Here is a 19,442-nt window from a genome sequence, read left to right as displayed (position 1 = left end):
GTATCGCCTCGGGCCTCGCCGAGTCTGCGGGGAAGCCCGGAGGCGCGGGCCCTGGGGCGGAGGATCCGGGTCCCTCAGCGGCCCGTCGTCAGCGCCAGCAGCCTCTCCCTCACCTGGCGGCGCAGCACCTTGCCGATCAGCGAGGTGGGCAGCTCGTCCACGACGAAGATCCGCCGCGGCACCTTGTACGGTGTGAGGATCCCGCGGGCGAACTCGCGGATCGCCTCGACGTCGACGTCCTTCGCGCCGTCGACGACGATCGCGGCGACCACCTCCTCGCCGGAGTGCTCGCTGGGCAGGCCCACGACGGCGGCGTCGAGCACGTCCGGGTGCTGGCGCAGCGCCACCTCGACCTCGGTCGGCGCGACGTTGAAGCCGCCGGTGATGATGAGCTCCTTGATCCGGTCCACGATGCGCACGAACCCTGCGTCGTCGATCGTGACGATGTCGCCGGTGCGGAACCAGCCGTCCACGAACACCGCCTCGGTCTCCTCCGGCTTGCCGTAGTAGCCGGAGAACACCTGCGGACCGCGCACCACGAGCTCGCCGGGCCGGCCGGGTTCGACGTCCTTCGTCGGCTCGTCCGGGTCCACCACGCGGCACTCGGTCCCGGGAAGCGGCAGTCCGACGGTGCCGGGGACGCGGTTCTCCGCGACCGGGTTGGCCATCAGCACCGGGGAGCACTCGCTGAGGCCGTAGCCCTCGACGAGGTAGCCGCCGGTCGCCTCCTCGAACGGCACGACGAGCTCGTGCGCGAGTGCCATCGCGCCCGAGATCGCGATCTCGGTGCCGGCGAGCGACACTCCCTTCGCCTTCGCGGCGGACAGCAGCCGGTCCGCGATCGGCGGTACGAGCGGCAGGAACGTCGCGGGGTGCTTCTTCGTGACCTCGAGCACGAGATCCGGGTCGAACTTGGGGAACAGCACGAGCCGCGCGCCCATCGACATCGCGAAGGTGAGGCAGAGGGTGAGCCCGTACGCATGGAACATCGGCAGCACCGCGTAGACCACGCAGCCGTCGCCGCGCGTGATCGAGGGCACCCAGGCCTGCGCCTGCGCCGCGTTGGCGAGCAGGTTGCGGTGCGAGAGCGCGGCGCCCTTCGGGGTGCCGGTGGTTCCGGACGTGTACTGGATGATCGCGAGGTCGTCGGTCTGCGGACGCGGGTGCGCGGAGGGGAGAGGGGCGTAGCCGACGACCGTCTCCCACGCCGTGGCGCCGCGCACCCTCGTGGTGAGGGCGCCGCGGGACTCGCGCGCCTTCGCGACGGGCAGCCGCAGCGCGAGCCGGGTGAGCGCGGGCATCGCCCGGGTGACGTCGACCGAGATCAGCGTCGTCACCGCGAGATCCGCGGGGAACTCCTGCACGGTCGCCACGACCTTGCTCCACACGATCGCGTGCGTGGCGCCGTGGTCCTCGAACTGCTTGCGCAGCTCCCGCGGGGTGTACAGCGGGTTGTGCTCCACGACGACGGCGCCGAGCCGCAGCACGGCGTAGAACGCGACGATGTGCTGCGGGCAGTTCGGCAGCACGATCGCGACCGGGTCCCCGGCCTTGACCCCGAGCGCCTTGAGCCCGGCGGCGGTCCGCTCGATCGCGGACTGCAGCTCCCGGTACGAGGTGGTGCGGCCGAAGAACTGCAGGGCGGGCGCGTCCGGATAGTCGCGGGCCGAGGCCTCCACGATGTCGACGAGGGATCCGGTCACCTCGTCGAGGTCTTCCGGCACGCCGTCGGCGTAGCTGGCGGTCCAGGGGCGCGGAGGAACGGGGGACGTCGTCACGGCCTCAGCCTATTCGCGGCCGGCGCGGCTGCTGCTCGGCGATCACCGACCAGTCGTCGGCGCCGCGCCCTGCGGCGATGGCGTCGTCGAAGACCGTGCGCAGAAGCTCTCCGACAGGCAGGGTGAGGCCGTGCTCTGCGGCGCTGTCCAGGGCGAGGTGGAGGTCCTTGCGGCCGAGGACCGTGGTGAACCCGGCGGGCTGATACGACCGCCGCGCGACGAGGGTGCCGTAACCGTCGTAGACAGGGCCGGGGAACAGGGTGCTGCTGAGCAGCTCGACCAGCATGCCGGGATCGACGTCGGCCTGTTCGGCGAGGCTCACGGCCTCTCCGAGCGACTGGATGGCGCACGCGATGAGGTAGTTGCCGAGGATCTTCACGACGTTGGCCTGCTCGGGGCGTTCGCCCAACGGCCAGGTGCGGGATCCGATCACGTCGAGCATCGGCTGGACCCGTGCGAGAAGCTCGGGAGGCCCCGCGGCGAGGACGTTCAGGGCCCCGGCCTCAGCTACCGGCGCTCGGCCGAACACCGGAGCGGCGACGTAACCGAGCCCGTGGGCGGCGTGCGCGTCGGCGGCGCGGCGGGCGAGCTCTGTGCTCACGGTTGCCAGGTTCACGTGCACCGTCCCCGGCGCCGCAGCGCCGAGGACCGCGGGATCGAGCAGCGTCTCCTGCACCGCCCGGTCGTCGGCGAGCATCGAGAACACCACGGGGGCCTGGAACGCCTCGGCCACCGTTGCGGCGGCGTGCGCACCATCGGCGACCAGAGCGCTCACCGGGCCGGAGGAGCGGTTCCAGACTGTGACCGCGTATCCCGCCTTGATCAGATTCCGCGCGATGGGCGCGCCCATCGCGCCCAGGCCGACCACCGAGATCCTGTCCATCGTCATCCCCTCTGAACCCGTCCGACGGCTTCCAGCCTGCCACGGCGGGGACGAGGTCACCGACGCTGCTGCTCGCTGCCGGACAGCTTCTGCGCCAGTGCGATCGGGACGATCGACACGAGCACCAGCACGATCGCGATCACCGAGACGATCGGCGCCTGGTTCGGTCGGGCCACGTTGTCGATGATGAACATCGGCAGCGTCTTGACCCCGGATCCTGCCGTGAAGGTGGTCACCACGATCTCGTCGAACGACAGGGCGAACGCGAGCAGACCGCCCGCGAGCAGTGCCGAGCGCAGCTGCGGGAAGGTCACCAGGCGGAACGTCGTCCAGATCCCTGCGCCGAGATCCGCCGAGGCCTCCTCGAACGAGGCGCCCATCCTCCGCAGCCGGGCGACCGCGTTGTTGAACACCGTGACGATGCAGAACGTGGTGTGCGCGATGACGACCGTCCAGATCGACAGCGGCACGCCCAGGATCGTGCGGAACAGGTTGTTCAGCGCGATGCCGGTGATGATGCCCGGCAGTGCGATCGGCAGGATCACCAGCAGATTCACGGTGCTGCGCCCGAAGAAGGCGAAGCGCTGCAGCGCGAACGAAAGCATCGTGCCGAGGACCAGCGCGAGCACCGAGGAGACCAGTGCCAGCACGACACTCGTGCCCACCGCCTCGAGGGCGCCGTCGCTGCGGAACGCCCTGCCCCACCACGTCAGAGTGAATCCCGGCGGCGGCCAGGTCAGCGAGGCCGAGGTCGAGAACGAGTTGATCAGGACGACCAGGAGCGGCACGTACACGATCGCGAGGATCAGCACGGTCGCGACACCGAGCGTGACGCGGGTTCCGAACGAGATGCGCATGACGCCTCCTACAGGTTGTCCAGGGCGCCGGTGCGGCGCACGAGGAACAGGTAGCCGAAGATGATGACGATCGGGATCAGCGCGATCGCCGCCGCGAGCGGCAGGTTGTTCGCGGCGCCGATGTCCTGGAAGACGAGCGTGCCGAGCATCTGGCTGCCGCCGCCGACGATCCCGATCGTGATGTAGTCGCCGAGCGACAGCGAGAAGCTGAAGATCGTCCCGGCGATGACCGCAGGCAGCACCAGGGGCCACACCACGAGTCGCAGCGTCGCCCATCCGCGTCCGCCGAGGTCGCCGGACGCCTCCAGCAGCGAGCTCGGCACGCGCTCGAGACCCGCGTAGATCGGGAGGATCACGTACGGCAGCCACAGGTACGAGAGCGTGATGATCGTCGCCGGGATCCCATAGCCCGGGGTGTGCCCGCCGAGCGGACGCAGCAGCCACTCCAGGATCCCGTCGCTGGAGAGCACCGAGCGCCAGGCGAACGCTTTCACGAGGTACGAGGCCCACAGGGGCGTGAGCACCAGCACCACGAGGGCGCGTTGAAGGGCCGGGGAGGCGACCATCGCCATGTAATAGGCGATCGGAAGAGCCAACGCGACGTCGATCACGGTCACTGCCAGGGCGATCCCCACGGTGCGCAGCGTGATGCCCTGGTAGAACGCGTCGGTCACGACCGTGATGACGTTGTCGAGCGTGAAGTCGGTCCGGATCTGCCCCGTGTAGGTATCGGTGGTCCAGAACGCCGTCACCAGCAGCAGCGCGAGCGCGACGACGTACACGGCGGCGAGCCAGAACAGCGGCGCCGAGAGCAGCAGGCCCAGGCGGGCCCGGGGGTGGGCGGCGAGGAAGGCGGATCCGCTCCGCGCGGCGGTGCGGCGCGGGGAGGGGACCGGAGTGCGCGGCGGCGACGGCGGCGAGGCGATGACGGTCATGATGGTCCTTTCGAAACCGGTGCCGGTCGTCCGGAGCGCGGGCTCCGGACGACCGTGCCGAGTCAGTTCCGGATCTGCTGCCAGGCCGTGGTCCAGGCGGAGTAGTCGACGCACTTCACATCCGTGCGGCCGTCCAGGCACTTCGAGATCGGCGTCGTCCAGTACCAGATCTTGCTCGCGTAGTCGGCGTCGCCCGCGTGGTACGAGGCGCAGTCGGAGCGGTAGTCGCAGGCCTTGGCGCTCGACGGCGCCTCGCCGAAGAACTCGGTCGCCTGCGCGTTCGCCTTCGGGCTGGAGATGTAGTCGAGCCACGCATACGCGCAGTTCGGGTGCTTCGCCTTGGACGAGATCATCCAGGTGTCGCTCCAGCCGGTCGCGCCCTCGCTGGGCAGGGTGACCGCAGTCTTGCCGCCCTCGCCGGCGAGCGTGTTCTGGATCACCTGCCAGGTGGTGCCCACCACGCTGTCGCCGGACTGGAACGACTGCACCTCCTTGAGATAGTCGCCCCAGTACTCGCTGACATTGCCGCGCTGGTCCTTGAGCAAGGACACCGCGGCGTCGAACTGCTTCTGATCCAGGGCGTACGGGTTCTTGATCTTCAGTTCCGGCTTGTGCGCCATCAGGTAGACGGCGGCGTCGGCGATGTAGATCGGCGAGTCGTAGGCGGTGACCTTGCCGGCGTGCTCAGAGGCCTTGTCGAACACCACGTCCCACGACGTGGGCGCGGTCGGGAACGTCTCGGTGTTGTACATCAGGAGGTTGGCGCCGTAGCCGTGCGGGACGCCGTAGTGCTTGCCGTCCACGGTGTTCCAGGCGCGGTCCTTGAGGAAGGGGTAGATGCCGTCGTAGTTCTTCAGCAGCTTGGTGTTGACCTCGGAGACGTCGCCGGAGGCGATGAGCCGCAACGAGGCGTCGCCCGAGGCCGAGACCACGTCGTAGTCGCCCGTCTTCATCAGGTTGAGCGCCTCGTCCGAGGTGCCGAACGTCTTCGCGTCGACCTTGCAGCCGGTCTCCTTCGTGAAGGTCGATACCCAGTCGACCTTCGGGTCGTTGGATCCGTTCTCGACATAGCCGGGCCAGGCGAGGATCGAGACGGAGCCTTCCTTGGCGCCGAGCTTCGGCATCGGGCCCGCGGTCGATCCGCCGGATGCTCCCGCAGTGCCGCAGCCGGTGAGGGCGGCGACCACGGCGGCCGAGAGGCCGATTGCCGCGAGGGCTGTGAGGGTGTTCTTTCGCATGGGATACTCCTTCGTTCTGATGCGAGATCTGTGCTGGTGCTGAGTGGTGCCGCCGGGTCAGCGGGCGCCGACCGTGCGCAGGGTGCGCGATGGCGTCTCGTCCTGCGCCGCGACGGAGGCGTCCCCGAGGGCGACGACGTCGGCGTCGCGCCAGGACAGGAACACACGGTCGCCGTGGTCGCCGTGGTCACCGTGCGCCCGGCCGCCGACGTTCTGCTCCAGGACGGTGACGCGCGGTCCCTGGTCCAGATCGACGACGACGCGGACGCCCGAGCCGAGGTAGATCGCCTCGGCGACCACCCCGGGGGCAGAACGGAAGCCGGGCTCCACGGTCGGCGCGGGGGAGACGACCAGCTTCTCCGGACGCAGCGAATGGTGTCCGCTCCGCCCGAGCACGAGCTCGCTGGTCGCTTCGTCGAACAGGTTCGAGGTGCCCACGAAGTCGGCGACGAACCGCGACACCGGCCTCTCGTAAAGCTCGAACGGGGTGCCCAGCTGCTCGATCCGGCCGGCGCTGAAGACTGCGATCCGGTCGGACAGCGTCAGGGCCTCCTCCTGATCGTGCGTGACGAAGATGAAGGTGATGCCGAGTTCGCGCTGGATCTGCTTGAGCTCGACCTGCATCTGTTCGCGCAGCTTCAGATCCAGCGCGCCGAGCGGCTCGTCAAGGAGCAGCACCTTCGGCTCGACGACCGTGGCGCGGGCGAGCGCGACGCGCTGGCGCTGGCCGCCCGAGAGTTGCGTGGGGCGGCGGTCGGCGACGTGGTCGAGCCGCACGCTCGCCAGCGCCTTCATGGCGCGCTCGCGGCGTTCTCTCCGCCCCACTCCGCGCACGCGCAGGCCGTAGGCGACGTTGTCCAGCACGCTCATGTGCGGGAACAGCGCGTAGTCCTGGAAGACCGTGTTCACGTCCCGGTCGAACGGCGCCTTCTTCGTGACGTCCTCGCCGAACAGGCTGACGGTCCCCGAGGTGGGCTGCTCGAATCCGGCGATGAGTCGGAGCACCGTGGTCTTGCCGGATCCGGACGGACCGAGCATGGAGAAGAACTCTCCCTCGGCGATCTCGAGATCCACACCGTCCACGGCGGTGACGGATCCGAATGCGCGGGTGAGTCCGGTGAGTCTGATCGCGACGGGCCTGTCGGTCATCACATCCCCTTCGATGCGAGGACTAATCCTCTGTTAGTAGATGAATAGAATCATATGGGTTCAGATGATTCTGTAAAGCCCCGCGTGTTACGGTCGTGTCACGAGCGGAGAGGAGCGCGGCGTGGCACAGGTGTCGGCTGGGGTGGACCCCGCGAGGTCGGCCGTGTTCGCGCCGCTGTCGGACATCGGCCGGGCGGAGCTCGTGGAGCGCCGGCTGCAGGACGCGATCACCTCGGGTGTGCTGCACGACGGCGAGCGGCTGCCCAGCGAGGCCCAGCTCGGGCGACGCCTCGGCGTCGCCGTCGTGACGGCCAGGGAAGCGCTCGAGGCGCTGCGCGACGCCGGGCTGATCCGGACCCGGCGGGGCCGGGACGGCGGGAGCTTCGTCACCTTCGATCCGGACACCGCCCGCCGGTTTGCGGACGAGCGCGTCCGCGCCATCAGCCGGGTCGAAGTGCGCGACGCCTCGACCCACTACTCGGCGATCGCGGGCATGGCGGCCGAGCTGGCCGCCGATCGGGCGGGCGAGGACGACGTGAACGGGCTGCGCGAGCTGGAGGAGCAGGCCGATCTGGCCACTGAGGGCGGAGCGCGTCGTGCCGTCGCGCGGTTCCAGCTCGAGGTCGCCGCGCTCAGCCAGTCCCCGCGACTGGTCCGCGAGGAGCTGCGGCTCCAGGGCGAAATCGGCGCACTCATCTGGCTGGGCCTGCGCGAGGAAGACGAGCGCCTGCGCAGCAGAGCCGCCCGTCACGCGGAGCTGGATGCGATCGCGGCCGCCGACGCCGAGGGCGCCAGGGCGATCGCGGTGCGCCGCATCGCGGCGGGTGTGGAATGGCTGCTGGACGAGAAGTCACGACTGGAGGCGGCGGTGGAGCCCGCGATGCGGGTCGCTCCGGCGCTGCCCTGACACCGAAGGACCGGGAAGATGAGCGGCATCGTCGCCGAACATGAGGAGCGCATCGCCGAGCGGATCGAGGGCACGTTCGCCCCGATCCTCGCGCTCGTTGAGAGCTGGCGCACTGCGGTGCAGGAGGAGTTCCGCGCCTTCGCGGCGCAGGGAGCCGCGCCCACCGCCGCGATTCTGGATCCGTTCATGGAGACGATCGCGAGACCCGCGCTCGCGGAGCCGGGCGGCCTCGTCACCGGTTCGGGCTTCGTGGCCACACCAGGGGTGCTGGCCGACGCGCCGTGGCACCTGGCCTGGTGGCTGCGCGAGATCCACGGACTCGACCGCGGGGACCGCGGCGCGGTGCGCCGCCTCGAGGCCGTCAACGACCCCGGTTCCGACCAGTTCCGCGACTACCGCCAGCTGGAATGGTGGAAGATCCCGGCGCGCACCGGGCGGCGGCACGTGACCGGACCGTACGTCGACTACCTGTGCACGGACGACTACACGGTCACGGTCACATCGCCGGTCGAGCACGACGGGCGGATGATGGGCGTGGTGGGGATCGACGTGCACGTGTCGCGGCTCGAGCGTGCGATCCTGCCGTTCCTGCGCGACGTGGAGGGAACCTGCACGGTGGTGAACTCCTCCGCGCGCGTGGTGGCGTCGAGCGACTCGCACCGCGTCACCGGGACGCTGCTGCGCGAGAATGACGTGCGCGAGGCCCTGGCAGCGTTGCAGGAGTCGGACGCGGCGGTGGCGGGTGCCACGAGGGCCATGCGGTGCGGTGACAGCTCCCTGATCGCCGTGTTCCAGGGCTGAGCGGGAGCCGACCAGGACAGGACCCTGCGCACCCGCTGGCTAGACTGGGCGGGTGTCTGAAATCACCCCTGATCTTGTGCGCCATCTCGGCGTGCTCGCGCGCATCCAGCTCTCCGACGACGAGGTGACGCAGCTGACCGGTCAGCTGGACGCCATCGTCGACAACATCGCGAAGGTGTCCGAGGTCGCGACTCCGGAGGTCGTCGCGACGAGCCACCCGATCCCGCTGCACAACGTGTTCCGTCCGGACGTCGCAGGGCAGACGCTGACCACGGCGCAGGCGCTGCAGAACGCGCCCGACGCCGACGGCGACCGCTTCCGGGTGACCGCGATTCTCGGCGAGGAACAGTGATGGGAGCTGCAGTGGGCGAGATCATCCGCTGGACCGCCGCCGAGCTCGGCGCGAAGCTCGCGAGCGGGGAGGTGTCCAGCGTCGAGGCGACGCAGGCGCACCTCGACCGCATCGCCGCCGTGGACGGCGACGTGCACGCCTTCCTGCACGTGAACGAGACCGCCCTCGACGCCGCGGCCGACCTCGACCGCCGCCGTGCCGCAGGGGAGACCCTGGGCGAGCTGGCCGGAGTGCCGCTCGCGATCAAGGACGTGCTCGTCACGACCGACCAGCCGTCCACGAGCGGATCGAAGATCCTCGAGGGCTACCGGTCGCCGTTCGACGCGACCGTCGTCGCGCGATCCCGCGCGGCCGGCCTGATCGGCATCGGCAAGACCAACATGGACGAGTTCGCGATGGGCTCCTCGACCGAGCACTCCGCGTACGGCCCGACGCACAACCCCTGGGACCTGGACCGGATCCCCGGCGGCTCCGGCGGCGGCTCGGCCGCGGCGGTCGCGGCCTTCGAGGCGCCGATCGCGCTCGGATCCGACACCGGCGGATCGATCCGCCAGCCGGCCCACGTCACGGGAACGGTCGGCATCAAGCCCACCTACGGCGGCGTCAGCCGGTACGGCGCGATCGCCCTCGCGTCCAGCCTCGACCAGGTCGGTCCGGTCGCGCGCACCGTGCTCGACGCCGGTCTGCTGCACGACGTGATCGGCGGGCACGACCCCAAGGACTCCACCTCGCTGACCGACGCCTGGCCGTCGTTCGCCGCCGCCGCGCGCGAGGGCGCGAGCGGCCAGGTCCTCAAGGGACTCAAAGTCGGCGTGATCAAGGAGCTGCCCGACTCCGGCTTCCAGGCCGGCGTGGCGAGCTCGTTCCACGCGGCCCTTGAGCGCATGCAGGATCAGGGCGCGGAGATCGTGGAGATCTCGGCCCCGCACTTCGAGTACGGCGTGGCCGCGTACTACCTGATCCTCCCCGCCGAGGCGTCCAGCAACCTGGCCAAGTTCGACTCCGTGCGCTTCGGTCTGCGCGTCACCCCGGAGGGCGGCGGCACGGTCGAGGACGTCATGTCGCTCACCCGCGAGGTCGGCTTCGGCCCCGAGGTCAAGCGCCGCATCATCCTCGGCACCTACGCGCTGTCGGCCGGCTACTACGACGCCTACTACGGCAGTGCGCAGAAGGTGCGCACGCTCATCCAGCAGGACTTCGACAGGGCGTTCGCGCAGGTCGACGTGATCGCCACCCCCTCGGCGCCCACCACGGCGTTCAAACTCGGCGAGAAGATCGACGATCCGCTGCAGATGTACCTGAACGACCTGACCACGATCCCGGCGAACCTCGCGGGCGTGCCGGGCATCTCGATCCCGTCGGGCCTGGCGGAGGAGGACGGGCTGCCGGTCGGCATCCAGTTCCTCGCCCCCGCCCGCGAGGACGCCCGGCTGTACCGGGTCGGCGCCGCGCTCGAGGCGCTCCTCGTCGACGCCTGGGGGGGACCGCTGCTCGACCGCGCCCCCGCACTGCTCGAGAACATCGCACTCGGAGGAAACCGCTGATGGCCGCCGCGAAGCTCATGGACTACGATAAGGCTCTCGAGCTGTTCGAGCCGGTGCTCGGCTTCGAGGTGCACGTCGAGCTGAACACTGAGACCAAGATGTTCTCGGACGCGCCGAACCCGGCCAACCAGCGCAACCACGACGCCGCGCCCAACACGCTCCTCGCGCCGGTGGACCTGGGCCTGCCCGGGTCCCTGCCGGTCGTGAACGAGACGGCTGTGCGCTCCTCGATCAGCCTCGGGCTGGCCCTGGGCTGTTCGATCGCGGAGTCGTGCCGGTTCGCGCGGAAGAACTACTTCTACCCCGATCTCGGCAAGAACTATCAGATCTCGCAGTACGACGAGCCGATCGCGTTCGAGGGATCCGTCGAGGTCGAGCTCGAGGACGGCACGATCGTCACGATCCCGATCGAGCGCGCCCACATGGAGGAGGACGCGGGCAAGCTCACCCACTTGGGCGGCGCCACCGGACGCATCCAGGGGGCCGAATACTCGCTCGTGGACTACAACCGCGCCGGCGTGCCCCTCGTCGAGATCGTCACGAAGCCGATCTTCGGCGCCGAGGACCGCGCGCCGGAGATCGCGAAGGCGTACGTCGCCACGATCCGCGACATCGTCCGCGGACTCGGGATCTCCGAGGCGCGACTGGAGCGCGGCAACCTGCGCTGCGACGCGAACGTGTCGCTGCGGCCCCGCGTCGCGCCGGGTGAGCCTGCCGAACCCCTCGGCACGCGCACGGAGACGAAGAACGTCAACTCGATGCGCTCGGTCGAACGCGCCGTGCGCTACGAGATCCAGCGCCAGGCGGCGATCCTCGCCGACGGCGGCACGATCACGCAGGAGACCCGGCACTGGCACGAGGACACCGGCACCACGTCGCCGGGACGCCCGAAGTCGGACGCCGACGACTACCGGTACTTCCCGGAGCCCGATCTGCTGCCCGTGCAGCCGGACCGCGCTCTCGTCGAGGAGCTGCGCGCCGCGCTGCCCGAGCAGCCGGTGGCGCGCCGTCGCCGGCTCAAGGCCGACTGGGGCTTCGCGGACATCGAGTTCCGCGGCGTCGTGAACGCCGGCCTGCTCGACGAGGTCGAGGCGACCATCGCGGCCGGCGCGACGCCCGCAGCCGCCCGCAAGTGGTGGATGAGCGAGATCAGCCGCATCGCGAACGCGGAGGAACGCGACGCCGCCGAGCTGATCAGTCCGGAGAACGTCGCCGCGCTGCACCAACTCGTCGACGCGGGGACCCTGACGGACAAGCTCGCCCGGCAGGTGCTGGAGGGCGTCATCGCCGGCGAGGGCACCCCGCAGCAGGTCGTGGACGCCCGCGGGCTCGCGGTGGTCTCCGACGACGGTGCGCTCGTGGCGGCGATCGACGAGGCGCTCGCCTCGCAGCCGGACGTCATGGCCAAGATCAAGGACGGCAAGGTGCAGGCCGCCGGCGCCGTCATCGGCGCCGTCATGAAGGCCATGAAGGGCCAGGCCGATGCTGCCCGCGTGCGCGAGCTGATCCTGGAGCGCGCCGCGCAGTAGCGGATCCCGNACCCGTGGCCGCGTTCGCGTGCAGCCCGGCGCCGAGCAGCCGGGCGATCGCACGCAGGCTCCCCGGCGCGTGCAGCACAGGCCCGTGCAGCACGGGCTTTCCGTCGGCCCTCTCCTCCGACGCGGACTCGAGCGGCCGCGCGGTGATCGTCGCCGACCAGGCGTCGGCTGCAGCGCGCACGGCGCCGCGATCGATTCCCGTCGGGAGGCAGGCGACGAGCGCGCGCTCGACGGCGTCGTGCAGCGCGCGGCGATAGCGCGACAGGGCGGCGGCGACCTCGGGGCGCACATGCGACTCGTGCCAGACGATCTCACGGAGCACGCCTGACGCCGCCTGCTCCCGGAGCACCCGGTCGCCGACGTTCAGCAGCGTCTGCACCGGATCGCCGTGCACGCTCAGCGCGACAGGGTCGAGCGCGGCGGCACCGAACCGCTCGCCGATCAGCGCGGTCAGGATGTCGGGCTTGGCCGGGAAGTAGTAGAACAGCAGTCCCTTCGGCACCTCCGCCACGCGCGCGATGCGGGCGGTGGAGGTGCCGTCGAACCCGTGGCGGGCGAAGAGGGCCTCCGCGGCGTCGAGGATCCGCGTGCGCGCATCGGCCGGGTCCGACCGCAGCGTCATCGTGCCTCCTCACAAGGGTGCGGGGCGGTGGTCTCCCGCCGTCCCGCACTGTGTGCGCCGTGACAGGTCACGCGTGCGCCGTCCGGCCGCCGTGCGTCGCGCGATGCGCCTTCTCGGCAGGCGCGAGCGCCCACAGCCCCGCGACCGCGCACACGACTCCGCAGATCCACGAGGTCCAGGCGGGGCCCGCATCTCCGGCGTAGGAGCCGATCCACGGGGAGATGAACAGCAGCGCACCGATCACGGCGAGGATCCACTCCATCGACACGAGACCGGGAGCTGCCAGGCTCCACACCCCTGCGGCGATCATCAGGACGCCCAGGACGATCATCATGGACATCGACATCCCCATCCCGGGTGCCATCCAGATGCCCGCCAGGGCCGCGTACAGGCCGGCGGCGATCGCCACCCAGTCCTGCCAGCGTGTCCACCTCTTCATAGAACTCATCCTCCTTGCAGTCAGAAGGCTCCCGAATCGGGGGTCAATGCCCACTCTACGCCCCTGATTGACCGACCGGTCAAAAACTGGGGATGTCCGTGCCGTCGGCGAGAATGGATCCATGGGACGAGGCGACGGATCGGGGCGGATCGTCTCGGCGTCGGACGCGGACGACACCGGTGCGGGGATCCTGCACGTCGACATGGACGCGTTCTACGCGGCGGTCGAGGTGCTGCACGATCCGACGCTGCGCGGGCTGCCGCTGATCATCGGCGCGCCGGACGGGCGCTCCGTCGTCTCCAGCGCGTCCTATGAGGCACGGCGTTACGGGGTGCGCTCCGCGATGCCGGTGTCGCAGGCGCTCCGGCTGTGCCCGACCGCGCGCATCGTGCCGCCCGACTTCATGAGGTACCGCGAGGTCTCGCGGAAGGTCATGGACATCTTCGAGCAGGTCACACCGCTGGTCGAGCCGCTCTCGATCGACGAGGCGTTCCTCGACGTGCGCGGCGTGCGTCGGCTGTGGGGGAGCCCGGCACGGATCGGCGCGATGATCCGCGCCCGGGTGCAGGACGAGGTCGGGATCACCTGCAGCGTCGGCGCCGCGGCGACCAAGCACGTCGCCAAGATGGCGTCCACCATGGCCAAGCCCGACGGGCTGCTGGTGGTCCCGGAGGCGGACACGCTCGACTTCCTCGCGACGAAGCCGGTGCGCGCCATGTGGGGCGTCGGCCCGAAGACCGCCGAGTCGTTGGAATCGCGCGGGATCCGGCTGATCGGCGACATCCGCTCCACCCCGCAGTCCGCCCTCGAGCGCGCGGTGGGACCGGCGCTCGCGGCACGCCTCAAGGAGCTCGCGCTGGGGCGCGATCCGCGAGGCGTGGAGACCGCGCGGGTGGAGAAGAGCGTCGGACATGAGGAGACCTTCGACGTGGACGTCACGGATCCTGAGATGCTGCGTTCCGAGCTGCTCCGCCTCGCTGACCGCGTCGCCGCGCGACTGCGGCGCGCCGGCTGGGAGACCTCGACGGTGGCGATCAAGATCCGCTTCTCCGACTTCACCACCGTGACCCGCTCGCAGACGCTGCCTGAGCCCACCTCCGTCGGACAGCGCATCGGCGAGGTCGCGCGCGGGCTGTTCGACGCGATCGACCGGAAGGATCCGGTGCGGCTCGTCGGCGTCCGCGCCGAGCGGCTCTCCGATGCCGGCGGGGCGCTCGGTCTGTGGGACGACGACGCGGACTGGCGGCGCGTGGAGGGCGCGCTGGACAGCGCCCAGGAGCGGTTCGGGTCCGCGATGATCACGCGCGCGAGACACCTCGGTGCCGCCGGTGGCAGAGGGTCGGCACCGCATCCGCGGGCGCACGGGCTGGACTGAACCGGCGCGGGCTGGACTGACCAGCGCGCGGACCGGTGGTCCACACCCGTGGTCTGGGCTAGCGTGGAGCCATGCCGAACATCGCACTGGAACTTGGCCGGAATGCCGCCTCTCTCGGCGTGAAGAGCGCCTACGGCGAGACCCAGGAGGTCGACGGCGCGCAGTTCGCGCCGGTCGCCCTGACGTTCTCCGGATTCGGCGGTGGCGACGTCGACGCGAAGAACATCGCCGATGCGAACGGAGACGCGAGCGGCGGCGGGGGCGGCGGTTTCGCGATCCCCCTCGGCGTCTACGTGCGCCGTGAGGAGGGCCTGCGCTTCGAGCCCAACCTCGTCGCGCTCCTCGCCGTGGGCATCCCGTTCCTCTGGGTCGCCGGTCGCGCGTTCTCCCGCATCATCCGTGCCCTCAAGAAATGACGATCCGCTCGCGCGGGCGCTCGATGAGGCGGTCGCGCGGGTCGCTGCGGCCGTCAGGGCCGTGCAGGCGTCGAACCCCGTCGTCCTGATCGACGGGCGCAGTGGAGCCGGGAAGTCCACCCTCGCACGCCTGCTCGCCGAGCGCTGGCCGTTGCGCGCCGCGCCGCAGCTGGTCGCCCTCGACGAGATCTATCCCGGATGGGACGGCATGGACGCCGGCGCCGAACGCGCGTACGAGCAGATCCTGCGGCCGCACGGACGCGATCTCGTCGGGACCTGGCAGCGATACGACTGGGTGGCGGGGAAGTATGCCGAGAACCACGCCGTGGACCCCGCCCGGGGCGTGATCCTGGAGGGCTGCGGAGCGCTCACCCCCCGCAGCGCGCGGATCGCCGACGTCCGGGTCTGGATGCAGGCGCCGGAGCAGAGCCGCAAGCGCCGTGCCCTCGACCGCGACGGGGAGCTGTTCCGGCCGCACTGGGACCGCTGGGCGGCGCAGGAGGTGCGGCACCTCCGCCGCGACGACCCGATCGAGCTCGCGACTCTCATCGTGACGGTACCGTGACCGGCGGGAGGTTCCGATGCGCAGAGTGACGTACTCGCTGGCGTTGTCGCTGGACGGCTATGCGGTGGATCCGCACGGCTCGATCGACTGGGGAGACCCCGGCGAGGAGACCTTCCGGGTCGCGGCGGGCGAGGTCGACGGTGTCGGCGTGCACCTGCTCGGGCGGCGGCTGTACGAGACGATGCGGTACTGGGAGGCAGCCGAGGAGGACCCGAGGCTGAGTGAACCGCAGCGGTCCTTCGCCGCGGCCTGGAACGCTCTGCCGAAGGTGGTCTTCTCCCGGACGCTGACCGAGGTCTCCGCCGGGGCGCGCCTGGCCACCGGAACGCTCAGCGAGGAGATCGAACGGCTGCGTGCCCAGTCGGAGGCGGGGGACATCGCGATCGGCGGCGCCACCCTCGCCGCCCAGGCCGCCACCGCGGATCTCATCGACGAATACCGGATGCGCATCTGCCCCGTGCTGGTCGGCGGCGGCCTGCCGTTCTTCCCCGAGCTCGCGAGGCGGACGGATCTGGAGCTGATCGAGAACCGCACGCTCGATGACCGGGTCGTCTACCTGCGCTATCGGGTGCTCCACTGAAGCAGGGATCTCCGGTCTCCGCCGTCTCCGCGGATCAGGATCCCGGCTGCTCGTCGTCGAGCGCGTCCGCGGTCTCGATGAGCAGATCCAGCCGGTAGCCCAGCCAGTCGTACACGCCGAAGCGCGGATCCTCCGGGTCGTGCGCGTCACCGTCCTCGATCCCCAGCCGGGACGCGATCACGAGCCGCAGGGACGTCAGCGTGCGCAGCCAGGCGTCGAGCTCGCCGGCCGGGACGAGCAGCTCGAACTGGTCCGGGACGCCTCCGTCGACGGACGGCTGCAGGCTCGCCCGCACCACCCGCGCATCGGCGGCTCTCCGGTCGAGCAGTTCCGCGCTCGTCGCCTCGGCGAACTGGGCCGACGCCGCGGGATCCTCCGGATACACGGCCGGGGTGAGCCGGTCCAGCGGGCTCGGACCCTGAGCCTGTCGAAGATCGCCGATCGCGGTCTCCTGCAGCAGCTCCAGGAACTGGTCGATCAGTGCGACGAGGTGCTGGCCCTCCACGCGGGCGAGCCGCATCGGAACGGCGGGTCCGGTCGTCATTCCCGCTCCCTCATTCGCGCTCCCTCATTCGCCGGCCTGGCGCACGGTCGCCCACAACCCGAAGTCGTGCATCGCCTGTGCGTGCACCTCCATGGTCTCGCGCGGTCCGGTCGCGACGACGGCGTGTCCTTCGTTGTGCACGGCCAGCATGAGCCGCGTGGCCCGATCCTTCGGATATCCGAAGTACGTGCGGAACACCCGCACCACGTAGCTCATCAGGTTTACGGGGTCGTCCCACACCACGAGCTGCCAGGGCACGTCGGGAGCGGCCTGCAGGTCGAGCTGCTCGTCGATGCCGGGGGTCGCGATCGGGGTGCTCATGCCCACCCCATCTCATGCAGCTGGGCGTCGTCGAGCCCGTAGTAGTGCGCGATCTCGTGCACGAGAGTGGTGTGCACCTCGTCCCGCAGCTCCTGCTCGTCGGCGCACTGCGCCAGGTGGGGCTCGCGGTAGACGATGATCCGATCCGGCAGTTCCCCCATGCCGTAGTTTCCGCGTTCCGTGATCGCCAGGCCGTCGTACAGCCCGAGCAGATCCAGGGAGCCGTCCTCGGGCCTGTCCTCGACCACGAAGACGAGGTTCTCGAGCCCGTCGACCATATCGTCGGGCAGACGGTCCAGCTCGTCGGAGACGAGTTCCTCGAACGCCTCGGGATCCATCTCCATCCCGCCGCCCAGGTCGATCGACATGTGCACGCGCCTTCCCAGGTCGTCCAGGCCGAGGCGCCGCTCGGCGTCGAGCAGCCGGCGGTAGAACGGCAGGTCCGGTGACGGCGCCTCGGCGAAGCCGAGGGACGCGTAGAACGACGCGTTCCAGGGGACCTCCGCGAACGTGCGCAGCGTCACCGCGCCGTGCCCGCGAGCGAAGGCCTCGTCCAGCGCGGCGTCCACGAGCGCGCGCCCGTGCCCGCGCCGGCTGTGTGCGGACAGCACCGACAACTGCTCCAGATGGGCGACCCCGTCCTTCTCGAGGACGTGCGCGAACCCGACCGGTGCGGCGTCCGACTGCTCCGACACCACCAGCACGAAGCCCGGCTCGGCCGCACGCTCAGCGCCGGTCGGAGCGGGTTGCGTGGGCCACGCGCCGAACAGGTCTGCGAAGACGCGATCGGCCTCCTCTTCGATGCCGGCCAGCTGCGTCAGGTCGGCATCGGTCGCGGTGCGCACGAAGGAAGCCATGTCTCGATGCTATCCGCGGACATGCGACGAGGTCCGGATCCCTGGGGATCCGGACCTCGTCCGAATGGGGTGAGTAACGGGACTTGAACCCGCGACATCCGCGACCACAACGCGGCGCTCTACCAGCTGAGCTATACCCACCATGCGCCCACCGGAGCGGGCAACCAGAACAGTCTATTACACGTTCGGAGTGAACTCTGACACGACGGCGGCGGCGACCGCCGTGGCGTCCTCACTGGTCGGGCCGGGCTCGGCCACGAACACCGCGCGGCGGTAGTACCAGAGCTCGCGGATCGATTCGAGGATGTCGGCGAGGGCGCGATGGCCGCCGTCCTTGAGCGGCGCGTGGAAGAAGACCCGCGGGTACCAGCGCCGTGACAGCTCCTTGATGCTGGACACGTCGACGTTCCGGTAGTGCAGGTACCGGTCGACCTCCGGCATGTACTTCGCGAGGAACATCCGATCCGTCCCGATCGTGTTCCCCGCCAGCGGCGCCTTGCGCTCTTGCGGCACGAAACGACGGATGTACGCCATGGTCTGCTCTTGCGCCTCGGCGAGCGAGACGCCGTGAGGGATTTCCTCAAAGAGTCCCGAGGTGCGGTGCATCTTCGTGACGAAATCGTTCATCTGCGCCATGGCGGCGTCGCTCGCGCGTATGACGACCTGGAAGCCCGGATCCAGCGGACGCAGTTCGAAATCGGTGACCACGACCGCGATCTCGACGAGCTCGTCGATCTCGAGATCGAGTCCCGTCATCTCGCAGTCGATCCAGACGAGCCGGTCGTTCTCGGACGAAGAAACCATGGGGCCATCCTAATGATGCCGTCCGACACGGCCGGCGGAGTAACCTGGAGTGCAGTGCGCCTCCGTAGCTCAGCGGAAGAGCAGCGGCCTTCTAATCCGCTGGTCGCAGGTTCGAATCCTGCCGGGGGCACCCTCAGGAGATCGTCTGTCGGCTCCGCTCGCGCTTCGGCGCCACCCGCGCGGCGATCAGATCCACGATGATCCAGCGCACGGCCGCAGCAGTGGCGAGGGACCAGATGATCGAACCGAGCACGTCGGTCGGGAAGTGCAGCCCGTCGCTCACCACGGCCAGGCCGACGACCACCGTGCCGAGCACGCCGAGCACGATCGGCAGCCAGGCGTAGCGGGTGTCACGGAGCAGGAACCAGAACGCGAACGCCAGCGCCACGACGTACGCGGTGTGGCCGCTGGGGAACGAGCCGTCCGTCTGCAGCGGCGAGAACGGGTAGGTGAACAGCGTCGCGTCGGGCCGCGGGCGATCCACGAGGATCTTGATGGCGGCGACCGGCAGCCAGGTGAGGGCGACGGTCAGTCCGAACAGGATCGCCGTGCGGAGCGACCGCGATGCCATCCACACGATCAGGGCGATCACCACCGTGATCACCACGGCCGGAATCGGGTTGATCGCCTGGTACACGGCGCTCGCGAACACGCCCCACGCGCCGGTGTGCAGATTGTTCACCGCGACCGCGAGGCCCTGGTCGGCCTGGCTCGACTTCATCACGAATCCGAGCGCCACCACGACGATCGCGCCGATCACGGCGAGCAGCACGGCGACCAGGGGCCGCCGCGTCGGGTGGTCGATCCCGGTGAGGGCGCGGGTGCGCGTGCGTCGAAGTTCAGTCATGTCGGTGGATCCTCATCCGTCGCCGTCCTCGCGGTGACGACACCGGAGGTCGGGCGCTCACGATTCCGCGGGCGTCCGAGACCATGTTCC

The 19,442-nt window shown here is 70.2% G+C and carries 22 protein-coding genes, 2 tRNA genes and 1 pseudogene; 10 read left to right on the top strand and 15 right to left on the bottom strand.

Translation table 11 applies throughout. From position 1 onward, the window contains the following. Positions 1-74: 74 nt before the first annotated feature. The 6 genes from ACTJJZ_RS07230 to ACTJJZ_RS07205 all read right to left on the bottom strand — a co-directional run bounded on the left by ACTJJZ_RS07230 (position 75) and on the right by ACTJJZ_RS07205 (position 6,840). Positions 75-1,778, bottom strand: a complete 1,704-nt coding sequence (locus ACTJJZ_RS07230; protein WP_440720505.1) for a long-chain-fatty-acid--CoA ligase — start codon at positions 1,776-1,778, stop codon at positions 75-77. A gap of 4 nt (positions 1,779-1,782) precedes the next feature. Beyond that, complete coding sequence (locus ACTJJZ_RS07225) at positions 1,783-2,661, bottom strand: NAD(P)-dependent oxidoreductase (protein ID WP_440720504.1); 879 nt, start codon at positions 2,659-2,661, stop codon at positions 1,783-1,785. A 56-nt stretch (positions 2,662-2,717) separates the two neighbouring features. After that, a complete protein-coding gene (locus ACTJJZ_RS07220) occupies positions 2,718-3,518 on the bottom strand; it encodes an ABC transporter permease (RefSeq protein WP_440720503.1) in 801 nt (266 codons plus the stop codon). Positions 3,519-3,526: 8 nt separating this feature from the next. Further along, on the bottom strand, positions 3,527-4,453 hold the full coding sequence (locus ACTJJZ_RS07215) for an ABC transporter permease (RefSeq protein WP_440720502.1): 927 nt from the start codon (positions 4,451-4,453) through the stop codon (positions 3,527-3,529). A 62-nt stretch (positions 4,454-4,515) separates the two neighbouring features. Then, complete coding sequence (locus ACTJJZ_RS07210; protein ID WP_440720501.1) at positions 4,516-5,691, bottom strand: ABC transporter substrate-binding protein; 1,176 nt, start codon at positions 5,689-5,691, stop codon at positions 4,516-4,518. A 57-nt stretch (positions 5,692-5,748) separates the two neighbouring features. Then, positions 5,749-6,840, bottom strand: coding sequence for an ABC transporter ATP-binding protein (locus tag ACTJJZ_RS07205; protein ID WP_440720500.1), 1,092 nt, complete (start codon positions 6,838-6,840; stop codon positions 5,749-5,751). A gap of 121 nt (positions 6,841-6,961) precedes the next feature. On the opposite strand from ACTJJZ_RS07205, the gene ACTJJZ_RS07200 reads away from it, so the two are divergent. The 5 genes from ACTJJZ_RS07200 to gatB are packed head-to-tail and all read left to right on the top strand — an operon-like array spanning position 6,962 to position 11,973. After that, a complete protein-coding gene (locus ACTJJZ_RS07200) occupies positions 6,962-7,747 on the top strand; it encodes a FadR/GntR family transcriptional regulator (RefSeq protein ID WP_440720499.1) in 786 nt (261 codons plus the stop codon). Positions 7,748-7,765: 18 nt separating this feature from the next. Further along, positions 7,766-8,548 carry a cache domain-containing protein gene (locus ACTJJZ_RS07195; RefSeq protein WP_440720498.1) on the top strand — a complete coding sequence of 261 codons (783 nt, stop codon included), beginning with the start codon at positions 7,766-7,768 and terminating at the stop codon, positions 8,546-8,548. 52 nt (positions 8,549-8,600) lie between these two features. Further along, positions 8,601-8,900: an Asp-tRNA(Asn)/Glu-tRNA(Gln) amidotransferase subunit GatC gene (gene gatC / locus ACTJJZ_RS07190; protein WP_440720497.1), complete on the top strand. Its 300-nt coding sequence runs from the start codon at positions 8,601-8,603 to the stop codon at positions 8,898-8,900. Next, positions 8,900-10,444: an Asp-tRNA(Asn)/Glu-tRNA(Gln) amidotransferase subunit GatA gene (gatA, locus tag ACTJJZ_RS07185; RefSeq protein WP_440720496.1), complete on the top strand. Its 1,545-nt coding sequence runs from the start codon at positions 8,900-8,902 to the stop codon at positions 10,442-10,444. Before gatC ends, gatA begins: the two co-directional genes overlap by 1 nt. Continuing rightward, positions 10,444-11,973 carry an Asp-tRNA(Asn)/Glu-tRNA(Gln) amidotransferase subunit GatB gene (gatB, locus tag ACTJJZ_RS07180; protein WP_440720495.1) on the top strand — a complete coding sequence of 510 codons (1,530 nt, stop codon included), beginning with the start codon at positions 10,444-10,446 and terminating at the stop codon, positions 11,971-11,973. The genes gatA and gatB overlap by 1 nt, the downstream gene beginning before the upstream one ends. Here the strand turns inward: gatB and ACTJJZ_RS07175 are convergent. Next, positions 11,900-12,604, bottom strand: coding sequence for a TetR/AcrR family transcriptional regulator (locus ACTJJZ_RS07175; RefSeq protein ID WP_440720494.1), 705 nt, complete (start codon positions 12,602-12,604; stop codon positions 11,900-11,902). The two genes, gatB and ACTJJZ_RS07175, sit on opposite strands and share 74 nt — an antisense overlap. A 67-nt stretch (positions 12,605-12,671) precedes the next feature. Then, positions 12,672-13,043, bottom strand: coding sequence for an SPW repeat protein (locus tag ACTJJZ_RS07170; RefSeq protein WP_440720493.1), 372 nt, complete (start codon positions 13,041-13,043; stop codon positions 12,672-12,674). Positions 13,044-13,164: 121 nt separating this feature from the next. Here ACTJJZ_RS07170 and dinB point away from each other — a divergent pair, with 121 nt between their 5' ends. From dinB to ACTJJZ_RS07150, 4 genes are all read left to right on the top strand, one after another. Next, positions 13,165-14,418 (top strand): DNA polymerase IV, encoded by a 1,254-nt coding sequence (gene dinB, locus ACTJJZ_RS07165; RefSeq protein WP_440720492.1) that lies wholly within the window; start codon positions 13,165-13,167, stop codon positions 14,416-14,418. 71 nt (positions 14,419-14,489) lie between these two features. Beyond that, the gene (locus tag ACTJJZ_RS07160) at positions 14,490-14,834 is read left to right on the top strand and encodes a hypothetical protein (protein WP_440720491.1); all 345 of its coding nucleotides are present in this window, start codon (positions 14,490-14,492) and stop codon (positions 14,832-14,834) included. After that, positions 14,818-15,399: a hypothetical protein gene (locus tag ACTJJZ_RS07155; RefSeq protein WP_440720490.1), complete on the top strand. Its 582-nt coding sequence runs from the start codon at positions 14,818-14,820 to the stop codon at positions 15,397-15,399. Before ACTJJZ_RS07160 ends, ACTJJZ_RS07155 begins: the two co-directional genes overlap by 17 nt. 16 nt (positions 15,400-15,415) lie before the next feature. Beyond that, a complete protein-coding gene (locus ACTJJZ_RS07150) occupies positions 15,416-15,979 on the top strand; it encodes a dihydrofolate reductase family protein (RefSeq protein WP_440720489.1) in 564 nt (187 codons plus the stop codon). Positions 15,980-16,013: 34 nt separating this feature from the next. Here the strand turns inward: ACTJJZ_RS07150 and ACTJJZ_RS07145 are convergent, their stop codons facing one another. The 6 genes and pseudogenes from ACTJJZ_RS07145 to orn all read right to left on the bottom strand — a co-directional run bounded on the left by ACTJJZ_RS07145 (position 16,014) and on the right by orn (position 18,505). Next, complete coding sequence (locus tag ACTJJZ_RS07145) at positions 16,014-16,523, bottom strand: DUF2017 family protein (RefSeq protein WP_440720488.1); 510 nt, start codon at positions 16,521-16,523, stop codon at positions 16,014-16,016. Between the two features lie 24 nt (positions 16,524-16,547). Next, entirely contained in the window at positions 16,548-16,844 is a 297-nt protein-coding gene (gene clpS, locus ACTJJZ_RS07140) for an ATP-dependent Clp protease adapter ClpS (RefSeq protein ID WP_440720487.1), read from the bottom strand. Further along, a complete protein-coding gene (locus tag ACTJJZ_RS07135) occupies positions 16,841-17,188 on the bottom strand; it encodes a metallopeptidase family protein (protein WP_440720689.1) in 348 nt (115 codons plus the stop codon). Before ACTJJZ_RS07135 ends, clpS begins: the two co-directional genes overlap by 4 nt. A 120-nt stretch (positions 17,189-17,308) precedes the next feature. Beyond that, positions 17,309-17,701, bottom strand: a pseudogene (locus ACTJJZ_RS07130) (GNAT family N-acetyltransferase); the annotation flags it as partial. Between the two features lie 65 nt (positions 17,702-17,766). After that, positions 17,767-17,842, bottom strand: a tRNA-His gene (locus tag ACTJJZ_RS07125). Positions 17,843-17,878: 36 nt separating this feature from the next. Beyond that, complete coding sequence (gene orn / locus ACTJJZ_RS07120; protein ID WP_440720486.1) at positions 17,879-18,505, bottom strand: oligoribonuclease; 627 nt, start codon at positions 18,503-18,505, stop codon at positions 17,879-17,881. Positions 18,506-18,563: 58 nt separating this feature from the next. Between orn and ACTJJZ_RS07115 the strand changes: the two genes are divergently transcribed. Beyond that, positions 18,564-18,635 (top strand) — tRNA-Arg (locus tag ACTJJZ_RS07115). 3 nt (positions 18,636-18,638) lie between these two features. On the opposite strand, the gene ACTJJZ_RS07110 is transcribed toward ACTJJZ_RS07115, so the two are convergent. Continuing rightward, the gene (locus tag ACTJJZ_RS07110; protein ID WP_440720485.1) at positions 18,639-19,352 is read right to left on the bottom strand and encodes a phosphatase PAP2 family protein; all 714 of its coding nucleotides are present in this window, start codon (positions 19,350-19,352) and stop codon (positions 18,639-18,641) included. Positions 19,353-19,442: the final 90 nt, after the last annotated feature.

The sequence above is a fragment of the Microbacterium sp. 22242 genome (genome assembly GCF_052045495.1).
Lineage (GTDB): Bacteria > Actinomycetota > Actinomycetes > Actinomycetales > Microbacteriaceae > Microbacterium.
Note: the sequence above shows the minus strand (reverse complement) of the source record. Positions and strands in the feature narration are given on the sequence as shown.

What these genes read in the sequence shown, in the direction of transcription:
- ACTJJZ_RS07110 (WP_440720485.1), bottom strand. Translation starts at nt 19,352, where the DNA reads ATGACTGAACTTCGACGCACGCGCACCCGCGCCCTCACCGGGATCGAC.
- orn (WP_440720486.1), bottom strand. Translation starts at nt 18,505, where the DNA reads ATGGTTTCTTCGTCCGAGAACGACCGGCTCGTCTGGATCGACTGCGAG.
- ACTJJZ_RS07195 (WP_440720498.1), top strand. Translation starts at nt 7,766, where the DNA reads ATGAGCGGCATCGTCGCCGAACATGAGGAGCGCATCGCCGAGCGGATC.
- clpS (WP_440720487.1), bottom strand. Translation starts at nt 16,844, where the DNA reads ATGAGCACCCCGATCGCGACCCCCGGCATCGACGAGCAGCTCGACCTG.
- dinB (WP_440720492.1), top strand. Translation starts at nt 13,165, where the DNA reads ATGGGACGAGGCGACGGATCGGGGCGGATCGTCTCGGCGTCGGACGCG.
- ACTJJZ_RS07225 (WP_440720504.1), bottom strand. Translation starts at nt 2,661, where the DNA reads ATGGACAGGATCTCGGTGGTCGGCCTGGGCGCGATGGGCGCGCCCATC.
- ACTJJZ_RS07145 (WP_440720488.1), bottom strand. Translation starts at nt 16,523, where the DNA reads ATGACGACCGGACCCGCCGTTCCGATGCGGCTCGCCCGCGTGGAGGGC.
- ACTJJZ_RS07135 (WP_440720689.1), bottom strand. Translation starts at nt 17,188, where the DNA reads ATGGAGATGGATCCCGAGGCGTTCGAGGAACTCGTCTCCGACGAGCTG.
- ACTJJZ_RS07215 (WP_440720502.1), bottom strand. Translation starts at nt 4,453, where the DNA reads ATGACCGTCATCGCCTCGCCGCCGTCGCCGCCGCGCACTCCGGTCCCC.
- gatA (WP_440720496.1), top strand. Translation starts at nt 8,900, where the DNA reads ATGGGAGCTGCAGTGGGCGAGATCATCCGCTGGACCGCCGCCGAGCTC.
- ACTJJZ_RS07210 (WP_440720501.1), bottom strand. Translation starts at nt 5,691, where the DNA reads ATGCGAAAGAACACCCTCACAGCCCTCGCGGCAATCGGCCTCTCGGCC.
- ACTJJZ_RS07150 (WP_440720489.1), top strand. Translation starts at nt 15,416, where the DNA reads ATGCGCAGAGTGACGTACTCGCTGGCGTTGTCGCTGGACGGCTATGCG.
- ACTJJZ_RS07170 (WP_440720493.1), bottom strand. Translation starts at nt 13,043, where the DNA reads ATGAAGAGGTGGACACGCTGGCAGGACTGGGTGGCGATCGCCGCCGGC.
- ACTJJZ_RS07220 (WP_440720503.1), bottom strand. Translation starts at nt 3,518, where the DNA reads ATGCGCATCTCGTTCGGAACCCGCGTCACGCTCGGTGTCGCGACCGTG.
- gatB (WP_440720495.1), top strand. Translation starts at nt 10,444, where the DNA reads ATGGCCGCCGCGAAGCTCATGGACTACGATAAGGCTCTCGAGCTGTTC.
- ACTJJZ_RS07160 (WP_440720491.1), top strand. Translation starts at nt 14,490, where the DNA reads ATGCCGAACATCGCACTGGAACTTGGCCGGAATGCCGCCTCTCTCGGC.
- ACTJJZ_RS07205 (WP_440720500.1), bottom strand. Translation starts at nt 6,840, where the DNA reads ATGACCGACAGGCCCGTCGCGATCAGACTCACCGGACTCACCCGCGCA.